The 21,678-nt window shown below is 66.2% G+C and carries 20 protein-coding genes; 12 read left to right on the top strand and 8 right to left on the bottom strand.

From position 1 onward, the window contains the following. Nucleotides 1-2 precede the first annotated feature (2 nt). From IGS60_RS05680 to IGS60_RS05670, 3 genes are read right to left on the bottom strand one after another with little or no spacing between them, the layout of a single operon-like run. Nucleotides 3-779: a molybdopterin-dependent oxidoreductase gene (locus tag IGS60_RS05680; protein WP_230502976.1), complete on the bottom strand. Its 777-nt coding sequence runs from the start codon at nucleotides 777-779 to the stop codon at nucleotides 3-5. A gap of 4 nt (nucleotides 780-783) precedes the next feature. Continuing rightward, nucleotides 784-1,380, bottom strand: coding sequence for a cytochrome b/b6 domain-containing protein (locus IGS60_RS05675; protein WP_121669592.1), 597 nt, complete (start codon nucleotides 1,378-1,380; stop codon nucleotides 784-786). Further along, nucleotides 1,380-2,186, bottom strand: a complete 807-nt coding sequence (locus IGS60_RS05670) for a DUF1223 domain-containing protein (protein ID WP_230502973.1) — start codon at nucleotides 2,184-2,186, stop codon at nucleotides 1,380-1,382. The genes IGS60_RS05675 and IGS60_RS05670 overlap by 1 nt, the downstream gene beginning before the upstream one ends. Nucleotides 2,187-2,317: 131 nt before the next feature. Here IGS60_RS05670 and IGS60_RS05665 point away from each other — a divergent pair, with 131 nt between their 5' ends. The 10 genes from IGS60_RS05665 to IGS60_RS05620 all read left to right on the top strand — a co-directional run bounded on the left by IGS60_RS05665 (nucleotide 2,318) and on the right by IGS60_RS05620 (nucleotide 13,280). Beyond that, nucleotides 2,318-2,908: a sigma-70 family RNA polymerase sigma factor gene (locus IGS60_RS05665; protein WP_070292257.1), complete on the top strand. Its 591-nt coding sequence runs from the start codon at nucleotides 2,318-2,320 to the stop codon at nucleotides 2,906-2,908. Beyond that, nucleotides 2,905-3,552, top strand: a complete 648-nt coding sequence (locus IGS60_RS05660) for an NrsF family protein (protein ID WP_230502971.1) — start codon at nucleotides 2,905-2,907, stop codon at nucleotides 3,550-3,552. The genes IGS60_RS05665 and IGS60_RS05660 overlap by 4 nt, the downstream gene beginning before the upstream one ends. Before the next feature lie 131 nt (nucleotides 3,553-3,683). Next, nucleotides 3,684-5,192, top strand: a complete 1,509-nt coding sequence (locus IGS60_RS05655) for a DUF4331 domain-containing protein (RefSeq protein ID WP_230502970.1) — start codon at nucleotides 3,684-3,686, stop codon at nucleotides 5,190-5,192. Nucleotides 5,193-5,205: 13 nt separating this feature from the next. Further along, on the top strand, nucleotides 5,206-5,454 hold the full coding sequence (locus IGS60_RS05650) for a hypothetical protein (RefSeq protein ID WP_230502968.1): 249 nt from the start codon (nucleotides 5,206-5,208) through the stop codon (nucleotides 5,452-5,454). A gap of 64 nt (nucleotides 5,455-5,518) precedes the next feature. Next, nucleotides 5,519-6,733: a hypothetical protein gene (locus IGS60_RS05645; RefSeq protein ID WP_230502966.1), complete on the top strand. Its 1,215-nt coding sequence runs from the start codon at nucleotides 5,519-5,521 to the stop codon at nucleotides 6,731-6,733. Next, nucleotides 6,730-7,863 carry a HupE/UreJ family protein gene (locus tag IGS60_RS05640; RefSeq protein ID WP_230502964.1) on the top strand — a complete coding sequence of 378 codons (1,134 nt, stop codon included), beginning with the start codon at nucleotides 6,730-6,732 and terminating at the stop codon, nucleotides 7,861-7,863. The genes IGS60_RS05645 and IGS60_RS05640 overlap by 4 nt, the downstream gene beginning before the upstream one ends. Before the next feature lie 129 nt (nucleotides 7,864-7,992). Continuing rightward, entirely contained in the window at nucleotides 7,993-8,502 is a 510-nt protein-coding gene (locus IGS60_RS05635; RefSeq protein WP_230502962.1) for a sigma-70 family RNA polymerase sigma factor, read from the top strand. Continuing rightward, the gene (locus tag IGS60_RS05630) at nucleotides 8,499-9,491 is read left to right on the top strand and encodes a FecR domain-containing protein (protein ID WP_230502960.1); all 993 of its coding nucleotides are present in this window, start codon (nucleotides 8,499-8,501) and stop codon (nucleotides 9,489-9,491) included. The genes IGS60_RS05635 and IGS60_RS05630 overlap by 4 nt, the downstream gene beginning before the upstream one ends. 103 nt (nucleotides 9,492-9,594) lie before the next feature. Beyond that, nucleotides 9,595-12,063, top strand: coding sequence for a TonB-dependent siderophore receptor (locus IGS60_RS05625; protein WP_230502958.1), 2,469 nt, complete (start codon nucleotides 9,595-9,597; stop codon nucleotides 12,061-12,063). Nucleotides 12,064-12,077: 14 nt separating this feature from the next. Next, on the top strand, nucleotides 12,078-13,280 hold the full coding sequence (locus IGS60_RS05620; RefSeq protein ID WP_230502956.1) for a PepSY domain-containing protein: 1,203 nt from the start codon (nucleotides 12,078-12,080) through the stop codon (nucleotides 13,278-13,280). Here IGS60_RS05620 and IGS60_RS05615 read toward each other — a convergent pair whose 3' ends face one another. Both IGS60_RS05615 and IGS60_RS05610 read right to left on the bottom strand, forming a co-directional pair. Beyond that, nucleotides 13,281-13,826 carry an RNA 2'-phosphotransferase gene (locus IGS60_RS05615; RefSeq protein ID WP_230502954.1) on the bottom strand — a complete coding sequence of 182 codons (546 nt, stop codon included), beginning with the start codon at nucleotides 13,824-13,826 and terminating at the stop codon, nucleotides 13,281-13,283. A gap of 17 nt (nucleotides 13,827-13,843) precedes the next feature. Then, nucleotides 13,844-15,913 (bottom strand): TonB-dependent receptor, encoded by a 2,070-nt coding sequence (locus IGS60_RS05610; RefSeq protein WP_230502952.1) that lies wholly within the window; start codon nucleotides 15,911-15,913, stop codon nucleotides 13,844-13,846. A 95-nt stretch (nucleotides 15,914-16,008) separates the two neighbouring features. Between IGS60_RS05610 and IGS60_RS05605 the strand changes: the two genes are divergently transcribed. After that, a complete protein-coding gene (locus IGS60_RS05605) occupies nucleotides 16,009-17,238 on the top strand; it encodes a response regulator (protein WP_230502951.1) in 1,230 nt (409 codons plus the stop codon). Here the strand turns inward: IGS60_RS05605 and IGS60_RS05600 are convergent. Both IGS60_RS05600 and IGS60_RS05595 read right to left on the bottom strand, forming a co-directional pair. Next, a complete protein-coding gene (locus IGS60_RS05600; protein ID WP_230502949.1) occupies nucleotides 17,217-17,591 on the bottom strand; it encodes an immunity 22 family protein in 375 nt (124 codons plus the stop codon). The two genes, IGS60_RS05605 and IGS60_RS05600, sit on opposite strands and share 22 nt — an antisense overlap. 1 nt (nucleotide 17,592) lies before the next feature. Next, entirely contained in the window at nucleotides 17,593-20,286 is a 2,694-nt protein-coding gene (locus tag IGS60_RS05595) for a polysaccharide deacetylase family protein (protein ID WP_230502947.1), read from the bottom strand. Nucleotides 20,287-20,447: 161 nt separating this feature from the next. Here IGS60_RS05595 and IGS60_RS28320 point away from each other — a divergent pair, with 161 nt between their 5' ends. Continuing rightward, on the top strand, nucleotides 20,448-20,573 hold the full coding sequence (locus IGS60_RS28320; RefSeq protein WP_268993670.1) for a hypothetical protein: 126 nt from the start codon (nucleotides 20,448-20,450) through the stop codon (nucleotides 20,571-20,573). A gap of 19 nt (nucleotides 20,574-20,592) precedes the next feature. On the opposite strand, the gene IGS60_RS05590 is transcribed toward IGS60_RS28320, so the two are convergent. Further along, entirely contained in the window at nucleotides 20,593-21,648 is a 1,056-nt protein-coding gene (locus tag IGS60_RS05590) for an ABC transporter substrate-binding protein (RefSeq protein ID WP_230502945.1), read from the bottom strand. Nucleotides 21,649-21,678: the final 30 nt, after the last annotated feature.

Below are 21,678 nucleotides of genomic sequence, written 5' to 3'. Positions count from 1 at the left end.
TCCTAGGAACCGCCGAACCAGTTGTAGCCCTGATTCTCCCAATACCCTCCCGGGTAGGTATTCGTGACAAAAATGGCCTGGATGTGCTTGGGGTTCTTGTAGCCCAGCTTGGTCGGCATGCGCAATTTCATCGGGTAGCCGTATTTCGGCGGCAATTCCTGGCCGTCGTAGGTCAAGGCCATGATGGTTTGCGGATGCAGGGCCGTGGCCATGTCGATGCTCGTAAAATAATCGTCGGCGCACTGGAAGCCGATGTATCTGGCCGTCGTGTCGGCGCCCACGCGCTTGAGGAAGTGGGAAAACGGCACGCCGCCCCACTTGCCGATGGCGCTCCAGCCTTCCACGCAGATGTGGCGCGTGACCTGCGTTTCCTGCGGCAAGGCGCGCAGCTGCGGCAGGGTCCACGGCTTCTTGTCGGCGATCAAGCCGCTCAACTCCAGGCGCCAGGCGTCGCCATCGACCTGTTCCACCTCATCCTCGCCGTAATAGGCGTTGAAGGGAAACGGCCGCGTGATCATGGAGTCCGGATACGTGGGCGCCAGTTTGTTGGGGTCGAACAGCCAGCCCTGCACCCGGTCGTTGAAGCGCGAGACCGTCGTCAGGGCCGTCTCGATGCTGGACGGGTCGCTGGCGTTGCAACCCGTCAGCAGGGACAGGCCGCCCAGGGTCAGGCTGCGCTGCAAAAACAGGCGGCGCGACGGTTGTTTGATCTGGCGCAAGGCGTCGGCCAGCATGGCCTGGCCCTGCTCTTGCACGAGGATGGATTTTTTCATGCTCATCTCCTTAGCGGCCGCGCAGCATGGCGACCAGGGTGCGCGGCACCAGTGCCACCATCAGCAGGTGCACGCCCACAAAGCCCGTCAGCAGCGCCATGGCGATGAAGTGGACCCGGCGCGCGCTGTCATAGCCGCCCATCAGCTCGCGCAGCAGGGGAAACTGCACGGATTTCCACAGCACCAGGCCGGACAGCACCAGCACGATGCAATCGAGCATGACGAACAGGTAGGCGGCGCGCTGCACCATGTTGTAGCGGCGCGGGTCCGCATGGGCCAGCTTGCCCTTCAGCGCGGCGATGAAATCGGCCAGCAGCGCTCGCGGCGAGAGGGGAAAGAACTGGCGCCGCAGCCGTCCCGAGACGATATTGATGACCAGATACAGCAGGCCATTGCCCACCAGCAGCCACATGGCGGCGAAATGCCATTGCAGGGCGCCGCCCAGCCAGCCGCCCAGGGTCAGCGCGCGTGGCAACTCGAAGGGGAAGAATGGCGCCGCGTTGTAGATGCGCCAGCCGCTGGTGGCCAGCACCACCACGGCCACGGCATTGAGCCAGTGCGTCAGGCGCAGCCAGGCGGGGTGGATCACGCTTGCTTGTCCGTTCATCACATCACCCCCTTCGCGCAGGATGCCGTGCTGACGGCTTGCAGGATGGCGCTGCTGTCGGCCCGCTGCACGAAGGCGACGATTTGCAGGTTTTCCGGGCGCCAGCTGGCGGGCAGGCTGACTTCGCGGCGCAGCCGGGCGCGGCCTTGCGCCAGCGCAAGCGGCCCCAGCCACAGGCGCACGGCTGCATCGTGATGCAGGGTAGCGCCCCGGTTTTCGCCGCGCAGCACGGTCGAGACGATGCCGCTTTCGCTGACGGCCACATACAGCTGGCCGCCCGTCCGCGCGTCCGCTGCGCTGGCATCGGCTTCCAGCAGCAGCTTGCCACCCGGCGCCGGCGCGGCGGACAGGCGGATAGCGACGGGCGCGGCGGTCGCGTTGATGCGTCGGATGGCGGCCGGCAACTGCGTATCCCAGCCGCGCAATTCCGTGCCGCCCACGAAAAACTGGGGCGTATAGGCCACATGGCGCGGCTGGTGGCGCAACAGCTCGGCCTGGCGCGCATCGAATTGCGCCTGCGCCAGCGGGTCCGTCCAGCCGATCTGGTCCCAGTACGTGACGTGCAGGGCCAGCGGCACGACCAGGCTGGCCGTCCCCGCTTCCTTGCGCAAGGCGTTCAGGCGCTGGTCGGCGGGCGGGCAGCTGGAGCAGCCTTCGCTGCTGTACAGCTCCACCAGCGCCGCCGTCTGCGCACCGCTTTTGACTTCGCAGCGCTGGCCGGAAGCCATCTGCGCCATGGCCGGCGCTACCACAGCCATGCTCAGCAAGGGTAAAAGTAATGTTGCAAGGCGCTGCTTGATGTCCATGGTCTTTCACCGGTATATTAAAAATAGGAAGCGTGCTTGCCTGTCAATTCGCCGCACCGTGCGGATTGGTTACAGCCACCCTCAAATAATTTAAGATTTATTTTTTTCAACGCCTGTCACCAAAGGCTTGCATGCAACGAATACCAATAAGCGAGCAGTTGCACGGCACGGAATTGCGGCTGCACGGCTTGATGCTGCGCGGCCTCGATGGCGATGCGGCGGCGTATCGCAGTTTCTTGCAGGCAAGCAGCGCCCATTTGCGCGCGTTTTTCCGGCGCCGCCTGCAGCGCTGGCCGGACGAGGCGGAAGACCTGGTGCAGGAATGTTTATTAGCCATCCACAACCAGCGCTTGACATATGACACGGGCGTGCCGCTGACGTCGTGGATCCATGCGATCGCGCGCTACAAGATGATCGACTGGCTGCGCCGGCACGGGCGGCGCGAGGCGCAGCACTTGCCGTATGACGAAGAAGATAGCGCGCAGGAACTGTTTTCCAGCGCCGATGCCGAGGCGGCCGAGGCCAGCCGCGACCTGGGCAAGCTGCTTGCCACCTTGCCGGCGCAGCAGCGCGACGCCATCGTGCATACCAAGCTCGACGGCTGGTCCGTGCGCGACACAGCGGCCGCCATGGACATTTCGGAAGCCAGCGTCAAGGTGGCCGTGCACCGCGGCTTGAAAGCACTGGCGGCCCATTTAAGGATAGAAGGAAGCGCACCATGAAAACCGATGACTTGATCGCCATGCTGGCCAGCGGCCCGGACGTGGCCGCCGCGGCACCGCCCGGCACGCACTGGCGCGCCGCAGGCACCTTGGGCGCCGCCCTGCTGGCCAGCGTGGCCTTGATGGCCATGCTGCTGGGCGTGCGGCCCAACCTGGAACAGCTGGCCCAGCTGCCCGACTTCTGGATCAAGGTGGGCTTTGTCGTGTGCCTGTGCCTGGCGGCCTGGCACGTCAGCCGCCGCCTGTGCGTGCCGGGCGCCAACACAAGCGCCCTGCCCCTGCTGCTCGCCATGCCCGTGCTGCTGATGTGGGCGCTGGGCGCCATCATCCTGAACGAAGCCCCGCCCGAACAGCGGGCCGAGCTGTTCTGGGGCGCCACCTGGCGCAGCTGCCCCCTGCTGATCGCCATGCTCTCGCTGCCCATCCTGGCCGCCGTGCTGCACCTGATGCGCCAGCTGGCGCCCACGCGCCTGCGTCTGGCGGGCGCCGCCGCCGGATTTGCCGCCGGCGCCATGGCTGCCCTCGTGTATTGCCTGCATTGCCCGGAGCTGGCGGCCAGCTTCGTCGGCTTCTGGTACGTGTTGGGCATGCTGGTGCCGACCGCCATCGGCGCCGCCCTCGGTCCCAAAGTGCTGGCCTGGTAGGGGGCCTACAAGGTCAGTTGCAGACTTTGACAAAGAGTTGAATCCGTTTTTTGTAGCCGTTCGTATAAGCCAGGCAGCCTGCAGTTTCTTGAACTTGTCTGTCAACGCCAACAAAAATCGGGAGAATCGAAATGTCATTGTCATACTCGAAAACCGCACTGGGCGCCGCACTCCTGGGCAACCTGCTCGCCGTTTCCTTCACTTTGGCCATCGCGCCAGCCGCGTACGCTTCCAGCCACCGCGAAGCGCCGTTCATCACGCAAAACCCCAAAGTCGACGCCACCGACTTCTATATGTTCCGCAGCTATGAAGCGGGCCGCGGCGCCTACACCACCCTGGTGGCCGACTATATTCCCCTGCAGGACGCCTATGGCGGACCCAACTATTTCGCCATGGACCCGAACGCCCTGTACGAAATCCATATCGACAACAATGGCGACGGCAAGGAAGACCTCACCTTCCAGTTCCGCTTCAACAACACCATCAAGGACGGCCAGTTCACCGTGGGCGGCAAGAAAGTGTCGATTCCGCTCGTCATCAACGGCGGCGCCATCGATTCCGTCAACCCGGCCGGCCTGAACGTGCGCGAAACCTACAGCGTGACGGTGGTGCGGGGCGACCGCCGCTCGGGCACGCGCAGCGCCGTGACCAACGCCACGGGCGGCGGCACGACGTTCGACAAGCCCGTCGACTACATTGGCACCAAGTCCATCCCCAACTATGCCGCGTATGCCGCGCAGCACGTCTACACGGTCAACATCCCCGGCTGCGCCACGCCGGCGCGCATGTTCGTCGGCCAGCGCAAAGACCCGTTCGTGGTGAACCTGGGCGAAACGTTCGACTTGATCAACATCAAGGCGCCCGCCACGGAGTTTGCCGCGAATGCGGAGTCGGCCGCCAAGGATGACCTGGCACGCAAGAACGTCACGGCCATCGAGATGGAAGTGCCGACCGCCTGCCTCACGGCCGGCAGCGACCCCGTCATCGGCGGCTGGACCACGGCCAGCCTGCGCCAGGGACGTCTGCTGAACCCGGCGCCGGGCAGCACCGCGGCCTCGAAGGAAGGCGGCGCGTGGGTGCAAGTGTCGCGCCTGGGCATGCCGCTGGTGAATGAACTGGTCATCGGCCTGAAGGACAAAGACCGCTTCAACGCCAGCAAACCGTCGGGCGACGCGCAGTTTGCCGACTATGTCACCAACCCGACAGCGCCGGCGCTGGTGGAAGTACTGTTCGGCTCGGCAGGCGCCAAGGCGCCCACCAACTTCCCCCGCAACGACCTGGTGGCCACCTTTTTGACGGGCATCAAGGGCGTGAACCAGCCCGTCACCGTGACGGCATCGGAAATGCTGCGCCTGAATACGTCGATCGCGCCCACCAACGTCGGTGCGCAAAACCGCCTGGGCGTCATCGGCGGCGATAACGCGGGCTTCCCGAACGGCCGCCGCCCTGGCGACGACGTGGTCGACGTGGTGCTGCGCGTGGCCATGGGCAAGCTGTGCACCTTGAACATCGGCTGCGCCCCGGCCGACGCACCGGCCGGCGCCCTGCACTTCACGGACGGCGCTTTCCTGGATGAAACCTTCTTCACGGCGGGTTTCCCTTACCTGAAAACGCCCGTGGCCGGTTCGCCACAGCAGTAACAAGGAGAACGCGATGAAAAAGCTCTATCTGATCGGCGCCCTGGCGCTCGCGGCCCTGCTGGCCGGCTGCGGTGGCGGCAGCAGCAGCCACGACGGCGATAACGGCAACGGCGGCACCACGCCGCCGCCCGTGGTCTTGCTCGATGCGTTTTATGTGGCCGTCAGCAACGTCATCCTGACCACCAGCGATGACAAGGATGGCGTCGCCATCGACGCCATCATGGCGACGTCGCCGGAAGACACGGAACCGGTGCCGTTGTAAGGCCCTCGCGGGCGCCGGGGAGTCCGCTCTCCGGCGCCCGCATCAATGACTGTTGATGGCATCCATGATGAAAACACCGATTTCCCTGCTGTGCGCCTGCCTGCCCCTGCTGGCCCAGGCCGCGCCCTACACGCCGAAAGACGGCGGCGCCGTCATCGAACAGCTGCCGCGCCGCGCCGATTCCACGCAGAGCGAGCTGCGCGGCCTGCGCCAGCAATTGAATGCTACGCCGCAAGACCTGGCCTTGGCGGCAAGCCTGGCGCAGCGCTACATCGCCCTGGCGCGCAGCGAAACGGACCCGCGCTACCTCGGCTACGCGCAAGCGGCCTTGGCGCCCTGGTGGCGGCAAGCGGCACCGCCCCTGCCCGTGCGCCTGCTGCGCGCCACCATATTGCAAAGCACCCACAAGTTCGGTCTCGCCCTGCAAGACCTCGACGCCGTCATCGCGCAGGAACCGGCGAATGGCCAGGCCTGGCTGACGCGCGCCACCGTGCTCACCGTGAAGGGCGATTACGCGCAGGCGACCGCCAGCTGCGCCCGGCTGTCGGCGCTTTCCACGCAGCTGGTCACCGTCACCTGCCTTGCCAATATCGCCAGCGTCACGGGCCGCGCCGCCGCCAGCGAGCGCCTGCTGGACCTGACCCTGCAAAGAAGTGCCGGCGCGGCGCCCGAGCTGGAAAGCTGGGCCGCCACCCTGCTGGCGGAAATGGCCACGCGGCGCGGAGATTCAACGCTGGCCGAGGCGCGCTACACCAAGGCACTGGCGCGGCAGCCGCGCGACAGCTATCTGCTGGGTGCCTACGCGGATTTCCTGCTCGACCGGCAGCGTCCGCAGGAAGTCGTCCAGCTGCTGCAGGACCGGCAGCGCATCGACGCCCTGCTGCTGCGTTACGCGCTGGCCCTGCAATCGCTGCCCGGCCAGCAAGCGGCATTCCAGGCGGCCAAGGCCGAGCTGGCGGCCCGCTTCACCGCCGCCATGCAGCGGGGCGACACCGTGCACCAGCGCGAGCAAGCCCGTTTCGCCCTGTTTTTGCAAAAAGATGTGCCGTCCGCCCTGCGGCTGGCGCAGCAGAACTGGGCCATCCAGAAGGAAGTGCCCGACATGCGCATCCTGCTCGAAGCGGCCCTGGCCGCGCACAATGACGGCGCCGCGCAACCGGTGCTGACCTGGATCGGGGCCAACGGCGTGGAAGACGTGGCTCTGCAGCGCCTCGTCAGGCAGCTGGGCCCGCAGGATGGGCAAAAAGTCAGTATTATCAGGAAAGCAGGTGTGCTGTGAGGTGTGCTGTAAAGCGCTGCCTGTTCATCCTGCTCCTGTGCGCCTGGCTGGCACCCGCGCAAGCCCACAAGCCCAGCGACAGCTATCTGAGCCTGACCGTGCACGGCCAGCAGATCAAGGGGCAATGGGATATCGCCCTGCGCGACCTCGATTTCGCCATCGGCCTCGATGGCAATGGCGACGGCGCGCTGACCTGGGATGAAATCCGCGCGCGCCATGCGGCGATTGCCGCCTATGCGCTGCAGCGCCTGCAGCTGGCCAGCGACCAGGGCGTCTGCCCCTTGCAAGCCATCGAACAGCTGGTCGACAGCCACACGGACGGCGCCTACAACGTGCTGCGCTTCCAGGCCACTTGCCCGGGCGGCGCTGCGCCGGCCAGTGTGACCATTGGCTACACGCTGTTCGCCGACCTCGATCCGCAGCACAAGGGGCTGCTCAAGATCGATAGCGGCGGCGCCACGCAAACGGCCATCTTCGACCCGGACAGCCCGCGCCAGACCATTTCGCTGGCCGCGCCCGACCGCCTGGCGCAGTTCGGCGCCTACGTGAAACACGGCATCTGGCATATCTGGATCGGCTACGACCATATTTTGTTTTTGCTGTCGCTGCTGCTGCCGGCCGTGCTGCTGCCGGGCTTGCGCGAGCAGCAGCACGGTCTGAAGGCGGCCTTCCTTGACGTGCTGAAAGTCGTCACGGCGTTCACGCTCGCCCATTCCATCACCCTGAGCCTGGCCAGTCTGTCGCTCGTATCGCTGCCGTCGCGCTGGGTGGAGTCGGCGATCGCCGCTTCCGTGATCCTGGCCGCGCTGAACAACCTGATGCCCCTGTTCCGGGGCAAGCGGCCCGTGGCCGCGTTCGCCTTCGGCCTGATCCACGGTTTCGGCTTTGCCAGCGTGCTGCGCGACCTGGGCTTGCCGCAAGGCTCGCTGCTGGCCAGCCTGCTGGGCTTCAACGTGGGCGTGGAAATCGGCCAGCTGGCCATCGTCGCCGCCTTCTTGCCCCTCGCCTGGCTGCTGCGCAAAACCTGGCTGTACCGGCAAGTGCTGACCGTGGGCTCGCTGGCGATTGCCCTGGTGGCGTGCGTGTGGCTGGTCGAGCGGGTGGCCGATATCAGGCTGATCCCGGCCTGATGCCGGCTCGACAGCGTTGCTGGCCCGCCACTGCCGGGCCACAAGTCGCGGCAATCGGGCTACAATACGAACAATTCTCAATCGCATCAAGGCCACGCTGTCCCGCGGACCATGGCATGGAAAGGTTGCATGCTACGCCCGGAACTGGAACTGCACCATCAAATCGAAATCCTGTACAGCGACCATCACGGCTGGCTGCAGGGCTGGCTGCGCCGCAAGCTGGGCAACGCCTTCGATGCGGCCGACCTGGCGCACGACACGTATCTGCGCATCCTCGCGCGGGGCCGCGCGCCCCAGCCGGAAGAATCGCGCCAGCATCTGGCGCAGATCGCCAACGGCCTGGTGGTGGACCTGTTCCGCCGACGGCATATCGAGGCCGCCTATGCGGACGCCATCGCCGCGCAGCCGGAAGCGACCGTCCCGACGCCGGAAATGCGCGCGCTGATCGTCGAGACACTGCTGGAAATCGACGCCATCCTCGCCAGCCTGCCAGCCAAGGTGCGCGACGCCTTCCTGCTGTGCAAGCTCGAAGGCATGGCGTATGCCGACATCGCCGCGCGCCTGGGCGTATCCGTCTCGTCCGTGGAAAAATACATCGCCCGCGCCCTGCTGGCCTGCTGCGCGGCGCAATTCGCATGAGTTCCCAACCGGACGGCGCCCCCATCGCCCCTGCCGCGCTGCAGCGTGCCGCCGAGTGGATGGCGCGGCTGTGGGCGGAAGACGCCAGCGCGGCCGACGCGGATGCGTGCGCCGCCTGGCGCGCCGCCCACCCCGAGCACGAGCGGGCCTGGGCCCGGCTGCAGCGCTTCGCCCGGCAATTCGACGCTTTGCCGCGCGAGGTGGCGCGCGGCGCGCTGGCGCCGGTCCAGCGCCGTGCCACCGGGCGCCGGCGCGCCTTGCAGCTGCTGGGCCTGATCGCGGCGGGCGGCGGCACGGCCCTGCTGGCGCACGAGTCCGGCCTGTGGCAACGCATGGGCATGGGCAGCGACTACCGCACTGTCGTGGGCGAGACGCGCGCCATCGTGCTGGCCGACGGCACGCAGGTGGTGCTCGACACGGCCAGCGCCATCGACGTGCGCTACAACGCCGGCGAACGGCGCATCGTGCTGCGCGCGGGCGCCATCCTCGTCACCAGCGCGCACGAAAACGCGGCAGTCTACCGCCCTCTGCTGGTGGCAACGCCGCAGGGCACGGCCACGGCACTCGGTACGCGCTTCTCCGTGCGCCTCGACGATGGCGTCAGCCAGGTCGCCGTCTTCCAGGGCGCCGTGGCCCTGCAGCCGGCCCGCGCCGGGGCGGAATCCCTGCATCTGCAGGCGGGCCAGCGCGCCGGCTACACGCGGCAGGACGTGCAGGACGTGGCGAGCGTGGAAGACAGCGCCGCCGCCTGGGCGCAGGGCAGCCTGGTGGCCGAGCGCATGCGCCTCGATGACTTGCTGGCCGAGCTGGGCCGCTACCGCCATGGCGTGCTGCGCTGCGACGAGTCCATCGCCGCTCTGCGCGTGACGGGCGTGTATACGCTGCGCGACACGGACCGCTCGCTGGCCAACCTGGCCCTGAGCCTGCCCGTGCAATTGCGCTACCGCACGCGCTACTGGGTCAGCGTGGGGCCGCGCCAGGCGTCCTGAAAAATACCTGCAAAATAATTGAAAAAACGTTGAGGGTTTTGGCTTTTCGTTCGGAATACGGGAAGAACGAATTTTTTCCCGCCACTTTCCAAGGATTTGCACCATGCCTGCTCGCCTGACCGCTCCCGCACCCAAGCTGCGCCCGTTTCCCCTCGCCGCCGCCATCCAGGCCCTGTTCCTCGCTGGTGCCGCCGTGGGCGCCCTGGCCGTCACGGCACCAGCCGCCCACGCCCAGGCGGCAGGCAACACGCGGGCGCAGCGCCAGTACGCCATTCCCGCCGGACCGCTGGAACGTGCGCTGACCAGTTTCGCCAGCACGGCCGGGGTGGAACTGTCGGCCGATGCCGCGCTCCTGCAGGGCAAGCGCAGCGGCGGGCTGGCGGGCAGCTACACGGTGCGCCAGGGCTTCGAGGAACTGCTGCGCGGCCAGGGCCTGCGCCTGGTGGCGGGCGCGCATGGCGCGTATGCGCTGCGCGCGGACGCCCCCGCGGCACAGACGCCAGCGCCGGCCCAGGCCAGCGCCACCCTGCCCGCGATCACCATCAATGCGAGCAGCGAGCGCGAGACGGCCACGGGCCCCGTGCGCGGCTATGTGGCGCGGCGCGCCGCCTCGGCCACCAAGACCGACACGGCCCTGAACGAGAACCCGCAATCCGTCTCGGTGGTCACGGCCGATGAAATCAGCGACCGCAATGCCGAATCGCTCGACGAAACCCTGCGCTACACGGCCGGCGTGACGCCGAACCAGCGCCCGCTGGGCAGCGACGATTCCTCGCTGCTGCGCGGCTTCACCATCGAGACGAACGGCATCCTGCAGGATGGCTTGCGCAATTCGGGCCGCACCTTTGGCGCCTCGATCGAGCCGTATGGCCTGGAACGCCTGGAAGTGCTGCGCGGCCCCGCTTCCGTGCTGTACGGGCAGATTCCGCCCGGCGGCATGGTCAACGCCGTCAGCAAGCGCCCCAGCGCGGATGCCGTGCGCGAAGTGGGGATTGAGTACGGCAGCTACCAGCGCCGCCAGTTGAAAGCCGACGTGGGCGGCGCGCTCGACGCACACGGCGACTGGACCTACCGGGTCGTCATGCTGGGCCGCGAAGCCCATACACGGCTGGAGCGCGACCGCGACAACCGCCTGTACTTCGCCCCCTCGCTCACGTGGCAGGCGGGACCGGCCACGCGCCTGACTTTGCTGGCCCGCTACGAACAGGACAACCAGCAGTACGCGTTTCCCAACCAGCTGCTGCAGCCTGGCCCGCGCGGCCAGGTCGATCCGAAGGTCAACCTGATGGGCGACGATAACCGCTTCAAGCGCCGCAATACCATGCTGGGCTACGAGTTCGAGCACAGCTTCAACGACACCTGGTCGCTGCGCCAGAACCTGCGCTACACGCGCCTGAACAACGACCGCACGGACATGTTCCCGCTGGGCCTGAACGACGATGGTACGGTGGAGCGCTATTTCATGCCCGTCGATACGGCGTCGAAAAGTCTGTTCGCCGACACCCAGCTGCAGGCGCGGTTTGCCGCCGGCGGCCTGGCGCACCAGGTGCTGCTGGGCGTCGATTACGCGAACATCCGCAACACGGACGACTACCGCCATCAAAAAGGCTTTATCGCGCCGATCGACCTGTACCAGCCCGTGTACGGCAAGCAGCCGCTGCTTCCCGCCAAGGCGCCCACGCGCGCTGAAGCGCCGTCGCGCCAGCTGGGCCTGTATGCGCAGGATCAATTGAAATGGGACCGCTGGGTCGTGACGGCCGGCCTGCGCCGCGACAAGGCCACGCAGTCGCGCGACGTCACCGACCTCCATAGCGGCGCCGTCAAACCCGACTTCCACCAGTCGCCATCGGCCACCACGGGCCGCGTGGGCGCCGTCTACCTGTTCGATGGCGGCTGGGCGCCGTATGTCAGCTACGCCACCTCGTTCTCGCCCGAACTGGGCATCACGGCCAACGGCAGCGCCCTGAAGCCATCGCGCGGCAAGCAGTTCGAGGCGGGCGTGCGCTACGAACCCGTGGGCCAGCGCGCCAGCTATACGGCGGCCGTCTTCGACCTGGTGCGCGACAACGTCACCACCTCCGACATCGGCAATCCGGGCCGCCTGCAGCAAACGGGCCAGGTGGGCTCGCGCGGCGTGGAACTGGAAGCGCGCACGGAGTTTGCCAGCCGCCTGAGCCTGATCGCGCAATACACCTACCTCGATACGGAAGTCAGGAAGAGCAATAACGGCGACCTGGGTCTGCAGCAAGCGGGCGCGCCGCGCCACAGCGCCTCGGCCTGGGCCCGCCAATCGTTCAACCTGGGCACGACGCTGCCCGCGTATGCGGCGCTGGGCATGCGCTTTCTCGGCGCCATGCGCTCGAACTCCGACGGCGAGAACCTGAATATCCGCAATGGCGGTATCACGCAGTGGGATGCGGCGCTGGGCCTGTCGCGCGGACCGTGGCAGTTTGCCCTCAACGTCAACAATGTGCTCAACAAGCAGACCCTGTATGACTGCGGCTACCTGCCCAATCTGTGCTACCGCAATGCCGAACGCACGGCCAACGTCAGCGCCATGTACCGCTTTTGATGCCATCGCTGCAAATGCGCCCTGCATTGGCGGCCATGCACCGCTATGCCGGCCTGCTGATGGCCGGCTTCCTCATCGTGGCCGGCGTCACGGGCAGCGCGCTCGCGTGGAAGGATGAACTGGAGGCGGCCCTGCTGCCTGCCGTCTTCCGCGCGGCGCCGCCAACGCCGGGCGCCGCGCCGCTCGACGCCCTGCTGCTGCGCGAGTCCGTCGCCGCGCGCTTCCCGCAGGCGCAGCTCAGTTACGCGCCGCTGTCGGCGCCAACAGGCCACAGCATGCAGTTTTACCTGCGCCCGACGGCGGACGCCGCGCCGCTGGCCAGCGACGAAGTGTTTGTCGATCCGTACACGGGGGCGCTACTGGGCCAGCGAAAATGGGGCGAGATCGGCCAGGGCGCCATCAACCTGCTGCCCTTCATCGAGCGCCTGCACTATGCGCTGGCGCTGGGCGACACGGGCTTGCTGATCTTCGGCCTGATCGCCATCGTCTGGACCATCGACTGCTTCATCGGCGCCGCCCTCACCTTCCCCGCACGCCTGAAAAAACGCTCGCCGGGCAGCAAACCGTGGCTGATGCGCTGGCGCCCGTCGTGGCTGCTGCGCCGCCATGGCGGCACTTATAAACTGGTGTTCGACCTGCACCGCGCGGGCGGCCTGTGGCTGTGGGCCATGCTGCTGGTCTTCGCCTGGAGCGGCGTCGCCTTCAACCTGTACGGCGCGTATGCGGCCGTGATGCATCCGCTATTTCCCCATCAGCCAGCCGAGGAAGTGGTGGCGCGGCACACGCCGTCGCCGGGGCCGCAGCTGGACTGGCCTGCCGCCCGCGCGCAAGGCCGCAGCCTGATGGCGCAGCTGGCGCGCAGCGGGCACTTTGCCATCCTCGAGGAAAACGCGCTGGCCTACGAGCGCGCGCTGGGCGTCTACAGCTACAGCGTGCGCAGCAGCCGCGACGTGCGCGAACACAAGGGCCTGACCACCGTCTTTTTCGATGCGGCCAGCGGCCGGCAGCTGGCCGCCTGGCTGCCCACGGGCGCGGCCAGCGGCGACACCATCCGCAGCTGGATCAGCGCCCTGCACATGGCCTCGATGTGGGGCTGGCCCTTCAAACTGTTCATCTGCGCCATGGGCGTGCTGGTGGCGGGCCTGAGCGTGACGGGGGTGCTGATCTGGCGGCGCAAGCGCCAGGGGCAAGCCAGGGCCAGGGCGCTAAGCCATTAATCAGGGAAAACCGATGAACGCCGGCGGCACGGCCTGCGTCAGCCACACGCCGTTGTCTGACACATAAAACACGTGGCCCTGCGCCTGCATGGCGGCCGCATCGACCGTCAGCACGACGGGCTTGCCGTGGCGCGCACCCACGGCCACGGCCGTTTCGCGGCTGGACGACAGGTGCACGTGATTGCGCGCTCCCGGCAGCAGGCCGCCGGCACGGATCGCCTCGACAAAGCGGCTGGCCGTGCCGTGGTACAGCATGGCGGGCGGCGTGGCGGGCGGCAGTGCGATATCGACGGCGGCCAAGGAATGCCCCTGGTTGGCGCGGATGCGCAAGCCGTCATCGCTGATCGCGTAGCGCGTCTTGCTGTCGCGCGCCACCACCTCATCCAATTGTTCACGGGAAATGGAGCGGCCATGTTGGGCCGCTTGCGCCAGCAACTGGCCGATATCGGCCCAGCCCTGGGCATCAAGGGCGAGGCCGATTTTTTCGGGCGCGTGGCGCAGGATAAGGGAAAGGAATTTACTGATTTGTACTAGGTGATCGGTCATGCCCCAGTTTATCGTTTTCAGAACGCATATGACAAGGTCAAGCGCGCGGACCGGGGTTCGACGGGATGAAAGTGCCGGTCATTCACGCCGTCCGCCCCCTCGCCGGGCAGGCGCGACGCATAGTAGTAATCGACGTCGCTGGCGCGCTTGTTGAACAGGTTGAACACGTCGAGCGACAGCCGCGTCCTGCGGTCGAGCTGGTAGGCGAGGCGCGCATACGCGAGGGTGGTCGAGGCCGAGCGCACGCTGTTGTCCTCGATCAGGGGACGGGGGCCGAAATAGCGCAGCTGCAAGGCGCCCGACCACGGCCCCCGGTCCGTCACGGTCACGCCGAACGACGCGACCTTGCCGATCGCGCCCGGAATATGGTTGCCGGCCGCATCGTTTTGCGTGTAGCGCGAGCGCGAGGCGGCCAGGTCCAGGTCGAACAGCAGCCACGGCGCGGCAACATAATGGTTGTTCCACTCGATGCCGTGGCGGCGGCTGGCACGGCTCGGCTGCGTTTCGCCCGCGTCGCCCACGAACAGCAGTTCCGACGCGAGATCGAGCCGCCACAGGGCCAGCGAACTTTGCAGGCCCGGCAGCCATTCCGAGCGCGCGCCCAGTTCCAGGCCCCTGGTCGGCACGAGGGGCGTCACGGGAGCCGAAGGCGTGCCATCGGGCAAGCGCGTCTGCGTCGTGCCCCGCGCATCGTTGCTATGGAAACCCTTGCCGTAGTTCACGAAGAATTCCGTCTGGCTCCACGGCCCCAGGATCACGGACAGTTTCGGCGACACCACGTGGTCCTGCGCCGTACCGCTGTTGCCGGCTATGCTGCTGGCCACATTGAAACGGTAGGTGTCGTAGCGCACGCCCGCCACGGAACGCAGCCACTGCAGCCACTGGGTCGTGTTTTCGCCGTACAGGCCGACGCTGGCCTCGCGCACCCGGTCTTCGCGCACCGTGGCTTGCCGCACTCTGTCCACCGTGCTGTACAGGCCCACGGGCGACACCCGGTCATAACGGGCCTGCACGCCGAGCTTGTTGCGCATGGAAAACCCCGCCAGCTCCGTGGTCCAGCTTTCGCTCGTGTTGACACCGGCCACCGTGCGCCGCTCGCTTTGCTGGAACTGGTCGCCGGCGGCCGGGTCGGCCAGGAAATAGGTGAAGTCACTGTTGAGTTCCAGCTGCGAGCGGATCAGGTACGCGTCAAACTCGAACACCCGGTTTTCCGTGCGCCGGCGCATCGCATACGACAGGCTGGCGCGCGAGGTGTCGCCGCCGTCGCTGGGCGCGAGCGAGCCAAAACGGCCGATCTGGCCGGACTCCACGGCGCGCAGCGGCACCTGGTCCGTGGCGTTCCAGCTGTTCTTGTAGGCCATGGCCGTCACGCTGAAGCCGTCGTCCGGCGTGCCCTGGCTGTAGCGCAGCACGCCGCTGACCTTGCGCACGCGCTCCGGCACGTCCCAGGGGCCATTGTTGCGGTTCACTTCCAGGCCATACAGCAAGGTGCCTGGTCCTGCATCGAGGGAATCGGCCACGACGGCGCGCACATAGCCATGCTGGCCCACGGACACGCTGGCCTGGCCTTGCGGCAATTTGTCGGCCAGGCGGATGCGCGCCGCGCCCGCCGAGGCGAAATCGCCTTCGCCGGCGAAATACGGCCCCTTCTTGTAATCGATGCGCTGCACCAGCTCGGGAATGAGGAAATTGAGATCGGAATAGCCCTGGCCATGCGCATGCGTGCGCATGTTGACGGGCATGCCATCCACATAGGTGGCGAAATCCGTGCCATGGTCGAGGTTAAAGCCGCGCAAGAAATACTGGTTGGCTTTGCCGTCGCCGCTGTGCTGGGTGACGATCAGGCCCGGCACGAATTCCAGCAATTCGCCCGTGCGCAAGGCGGGCCGATTGACGATCAGCTCATTGGTGATGACGCCCTGGCTGGCCGCGTCCGAGGTGCCGACGGCGTTGTCGTAGTGGCCCGTCACGCGCACGGTGCGCGACGCATCCGTGGACGATGCGGCCTCCGGCGCAGCCGCCTTGCCGGCGCCGGCCACCAGCAACAAGGCACAAGCTGCCAGCTGTTTGCGTTTTATCAACCGCATCGCGTCTCCCCTTTTTATGATGTCAGTACAGGCTCCTACGGGATATATACGCGGCAGACCGGCTGCCTGGATTCAGCATTTTTCAAGGAGCGACCGTGGACCTGAGCGACAGCAGCGGCAAGGCGAGCAAAAGCGTCACAGCGGCCGTGCGCAAGCGCGACGTGCTGCCGTACATCCTGCTGTTCATCTTGCTGGCGGGCTTGCTGGCCGTGCTGGCGGGCGCCCTGCTGCCGCCCTACTACCACGCCGTGCCGGCCCTGCTGTGGAGCCTGGGCTTTTGCGTCAGCGGCATGCTGCTGGGGTTTTTATTCGGCATACCGCGCAGTCTGCCCTCGGGCACCGTCAACGCCGCCCCGCCCGACGAGCAGGCTAATGGCAAGGGCCGTTCCACGGACGAGCCTCCCCCGGCAAGCGCGGACGCGGCAACCGGCAACCCCAGCAATACCCTGTTCCTGGGCACGCCCACGCCCATGGAAATCAATTCGAATCTGGTGGAAGTGTCGGACTGGCTGACGAAAATCATTGTCGGCGTGGGTTTGATCGAGCTCAAAAGCCTGCCTGGCAGCGCGCGCAGCATGGCCGCCTTTATCGCGCCCAGCCTGGCCACGGACACGCCCACGGCCATGGCGGTAGTGGGCGGCATCATGCTGTTCTTTTCCGTGCACGGCTTTTTGATCGGCTATTTGCTCACGCGCATTTACCTGTCCATCATGATCAAGCGCGCCGACAGCCTCGTCAAAAACGAATCCGTGCGCCTGGAAAGCGGCAAGGAAATCGAAGTGACGGAACTGAGCCGTTTGCAGCAAAAGTCGCTCGACGACATGCAGGAAGCCGTCACGCAGTTGCTGCTGGCCCATCCGCCCGATGGCGCCGCCGCCGTCACGGCCCTGGCCGCCGCGCCGACGGCGCAAAAGCCTGCCAGCCTCGTGCTGTGGCTGGACGACCACCCGCGCAACAATACCTTGCTGATGGAGCAGCTGGAACGGGAAAACATCAAGGTGGACCAGGCCGTGTCGACGCGGCAGGCGCTGGCCATGCTGCAACAGAAACACTACGCGCTGTTCATCACGGACATGGCCAGGGTGGAAAACGGCCGCCGGGTCAAGGATGCGGGCGTGCGCACGGTGCGCGAAGTGCGGCAGGCGCAGCCCGCATTACCGATCATCGTCTATTGCAACAAGGATACGTTGGCAAGCTATGGCACGGAAGCGCAGGCGGCGGGTGCCCGTTTCATCACCACCTCGGGCACCAGCCTGCTGGCCAGCGTCAACAAGCTCATACATGAACAACGCGGAAATGAGGCTCAGCCGCCGTCGCAGGCGTAGCTGCCCACGTGGTGCAGCGAGCTGCGGTGCGGATGCGCCAGTCGATTCGGCGCAAACACGCAGACGACCGTATCGGCCAGCACACCCTGCGCGTCCGCGCACGCCTGCGCCAGCCAGTTGTCCGCATACGACACGCCATCGAGCAACTCTGCCAGCGGCGCGGGCGCGGCCAGCAGCGCGCTCTCGAAGCAGGCCGGCTCATAACACGTGAGGCCCGTTTCCAGGAAGAATGGCGACGGCACGGCATCGCCATCTTCCGTGTACGCGGGCGCCAAGTAAGCCTGCAGCGCTTCCCAGCTGGGAAAGCGGCCGCTGCAGGTGAAGACGTGGACCATGGGCAAGTTGGACGTCAACTTACAGCTTCTCCATCTTTTGCCGCACGGCCGGCGCCGTCGAGGCCGTCGGCGCCAGTTCCAGATAGGTTTTATAGGCCGCTTTCGCCTTGGCCGCATCGCCGGCCTTGGCATACGCGTCGCCCAGGTTCAGGTAGGCGATGGCGCGCGACGGGTCCATCTTGACCGTGTTTTCAAACCAGCGTGCCGCTTCGCGGTATTTTTCCTGCTTGTAGAAGACAAAGCCCAGGTTATTGGCCGCCAGCGCGAAGTCGGGGCGCAATTTCAGCGCTTCCGTAAATTGCGCTTCCGCCTGCGCGTACTGTTTCTCCTTGTACAGCTGCAAGCCGCGGTCGTTGGCCCGCTGGGCCAGCTGGCGCGTGGAGGTCGGCACGGCGCCCGGCGTGACGATCTTCTGTTCGCCGCCCTGCAAATCCTTCACCGTCACGCTGGCCGCCGCCGGTTTGGCGTCGAGCTTGCTGTTCAGGGCGATGGCTTCCGTCGACAGCTGCGTCGTGTTCGGGCTGAGGAATTCCGTCTCGCCTGGCAATTCGAAGACGAAATCGCCCCCTTCCGAACCGGGCAAGCTGCCGAACGCGGGCGTCTGGTTCGACACGCTGGACACGGCCGGCGCTACATACGCCGCCAGTTCCGTGGCCGTGATCAGGCCGTCGCCGTTCAGGTCGCCCTTGCCCGCCAGGCCTTGCAGCAGGGTCCATGTAAACACGGAGTGGCCGTTCGGCCCGCCATCGGCCACCAGCTGGTCGCCGCCGCCGGCCGTCAGCATTTGCCGGCCGATGCGTTTGGCGTTGTCGCGCAAGAAAGAGCTGGAACCGGCGCCGCGCGTGAGGCCCAGGCCGCTGTAGCAGGCGTCCATGACGAAGAACGCATGCTTGGCCGTCAAGGACTCCGCGATATTCTGGATTTCCGTCATCGGAATCGCATCCGTGGCGAACTGCGCCGGGTCGGAATCGACGGGCACGATGTAGCCGAGGTCGCGGCCCGAGCTCAGCTTGCGCGTGGCGCCGTGGCCGGCGAAGAAGACGAAGATGCGGTCATTCTTTTGCACGCCGCCATGGGCCAGCTTGTCATGGAAGGCGGCCAGGACGTTGTTGCGTGTCGCTTCGCCGTTTTTCAGGGTCACGACGCGCTCGGGCGCAAACGCGAATTTTTCGATCAGGGTTTCGCGGATGCCCTGCGCGTCGCGCACCGCATATTGCAATTTCGGCCATTTCGCGTAATCGTCGATGCCGATCACGACGGCCCAGGAATTGGCGTAGCCCGTGGTGACGGGCACTTTCTCGGGCGCGGGCGCCGTGCTTTTCGCCACCTGGAAGCTCGTGCCATCCCAGCCCGCGAATTGATAGCCTTCCGCGATCAGCTTGTCGAGCACGGCCGGCAAGGCTTTCACCGTGCGTTCGTGGATATCGTGAAACAGGACGATGCCGCGCCCCGCCTTGTCGACGGACGCCAGCACGCGGTTCGTGATCGAGCTGGGCACGGGGTCGGCCCAGTCCAGCGAATCGATATTCCACATCACGGATTTCAAATGGGCATCGGCCAGCGCGGCCATGCCTTCGCTGTTGCGCGCGCCATACGGAAAGCGGAACAGCGCGGCCCGCTCGGGGCTGATGGCCTTTAATAAAGTGTCGGTGCCGAGGATTTCGCCTTTCAGCTTGTCGCCCGTCTGTTTCGACAGCTGTGCATGGCTGAAACTGTGGTTGCCCACGGCATAGCCTTCCTTCATCAGCTTGCGGCTCACTTCCGCACCCGCGCCCAGCTTGGCGTGGCCTTCCGCATCAAGCGACCCCAGGTTGCGGCCCACGTTGAAGAACACGGCCGGCACGCCATACTGTTTCAAAATGGCGCTGATTTCTTCCGTGTAACGGCGGTGCGGGCCGTCGTCGAAGGTCAGCACGATGGTTTTCTTCGGTAAGCCCAGGCCGAAGATTTCCGCCTCATCTTTTTTTGGCGCCGGCTTGGCTTCGGGCATGGAGCCGGCGGGAGGAACAGCATATGGAACGACGATGCCGTTTTCCTTCAGAATCTGTTCGCGGCTGTACAGTTTTTTCAGCTGCGCCACATAATCATCCCACCGTTCACGCTTGAGTTCGATGGACCGCTGGCCCAGGTTGCCGAAGATTTGCCGGATTTCCTTCTCGTAATTGCGCTCGATCTCGCCCAGCGCGTCGAGGTCTTCGGAAATGCGCTTGTGAAGCTTGATCGCCGGCAAGGACGAGTCCTTGGCCACGTCGGCCAGCATGCTTTGCAGCAGTTCGCGGAAAGCCAGGCGGTCCGCGTCGTACAGGCTTGGGTCGGATTCGATATAGGTGAGCAGGCTGTCGAGCGCTTCGAAGCGGCCCGGATTGGTCGGTGCCGTCAATTGATCGAGCGCCGCATCGAGCCTGGCGATGCGCTCCTGGTTTTCATGGAACAGGGCCTGGCCCACTTTACGGGCTTCGTCGCGCGCGCCTTCGGGCAAGCTTTGTTCGTCGGCCAGCAGCACGATGATCTTGCGGAAATTGCCCAGCAAATCGCGAAATTGGCTGGCCACGGCGGCCGTATCGACGGCGGAATGCGGCACGGCGGCCGGGCTGCCCGAAGCCGGGGCACCGGGCGTGGCGGTGGCGGCCGGACGGGTGTAGCTATAAATGCCGGCCCCAGCGGCGAGAGCCACGACAACGGTGGCGGCGATCTTGATCGGCTTGGAAGTCACAGGCTTGTCATTCCCTTCACATACTATGCATACAATTCAGATGGCGCGGATGCGCAAGATGCATAATTGTAAAGCACGCTTGGCACTTGCTCAGCCCGCACGATGAATTTCGGCAATAATATCGCTGCACACCTTCATAGATAGTGAAAACGGGAACGACGATGCACAAGAAACTCTGCGCTGCGGCGCTGATGCTGGGCGTGGCGCTGATGCTGCTGCAACTGCGCGCGCATGCGGGCGACGACACGGACAAGGTCGTGGCCGGGCGCGTGTGCCTGCCGCACTGAGCCACGTCCCACGCGAGCACTACACCTTGGCCGGTTCCCAGTAATTGGCCAGGCCCAGCTTTTTCAAGCCGGCCGCCACGAAACGCGGTTCCAGCAACTCTTCCGCCGTCAACGGTAGCCGGATCAGCTTTTGTTCCTGCGCAAACGCCAGCACGCGGCGGTAATGACGGTACACGGCGTCGTCGTACAGCGGCGACCAGCGCTCCTTCCACTGCAAGCCCGGATCGTCGTAGCTGCGCCGCACCACGCTGTCGGGCGTGCCGTTGCGCGTGCCATCCTTGATGATGGCCTCGCGGTTGCCATCGAGCGCCGCCCAATGCTGGGCCCGCAGCCAGGCCGTGGCCACCAGTTCGGCAATATCGGGATAGGCTTGCGTAAAGTCGCGCCGCGCCCACAGTTCCGCCCGCATTTTTCTCTCCGGCAAGCCCTTGCTGGACCAGATGATGCGGCCGATGCCCTTGTCTTCCAGCGGATAGCCATTGATCATGAACAAGGCGTCGACGGCGCCCGTGGCCAGGGCGGCCGTGCCCGGCTTCAAATCCATATTGATCAGGCGGAAATCCGTGGGCGACATGCGCTGGTCGGCGATCAGCTGGCGCAAGCCCAGTTCCCACGGCCGGCCCCGGTGCACGCTGATGCGCTTGCCCTTCAGCTCGGCCAGGGACGTGGCGCGCGAGCCGGTGGGCACCAGCAGGAACTGGTCCGTGCCGCGCCCCGCCGGCACGATCACCTGCGTGCGCACGCCGCCCGCGTTGAGTATGACGGACGGCAAGTCGCCATAGGCGGCCATGTCGATGCGCCCGCTGGCGAACGCCTCGTTCATGGTCGCGCCCGTGTCGCCCGTGACGGGCAGCCATTCCAGCCGCACGCCGCGCAGCTTGAGTTCGCGGCCCAGCCAGCCTTCCTGCTGCACGCGGTAAGCGATGCCGCCCAGTTCCGCCTTGCCGTTTTCCGCAAAGCCCGTCGAGGCGATGCGCAGGGCCGCCGGCGGCGCCCCCGCCGCTTTCGCCGCCGAGGCCGCCTTTCCCGCCAGGGGCAGCAAGGCCAGCCCGCCCATCACCGTGCGTCGCCGCATCGCATTCTCCTCATCATCGAACATGGCCAC

The sequence above is a fragment of the Janthinobacterium sp. FW305-128 genome (genome assembly GCF_020858135.1).
In the GTDB taxonomy this organism is placed as follows: Bacteria; Pseudomonadota; Gammaproteobacteria; order Burkholderiales; family Burkholderiaceae_D; genus Janthinobacterium.
The sequence above is the reverse complement of the archived record's forward strand: the minus strand, read 5'-3'. Positions and strand labels throughout refer to the sequence as shown.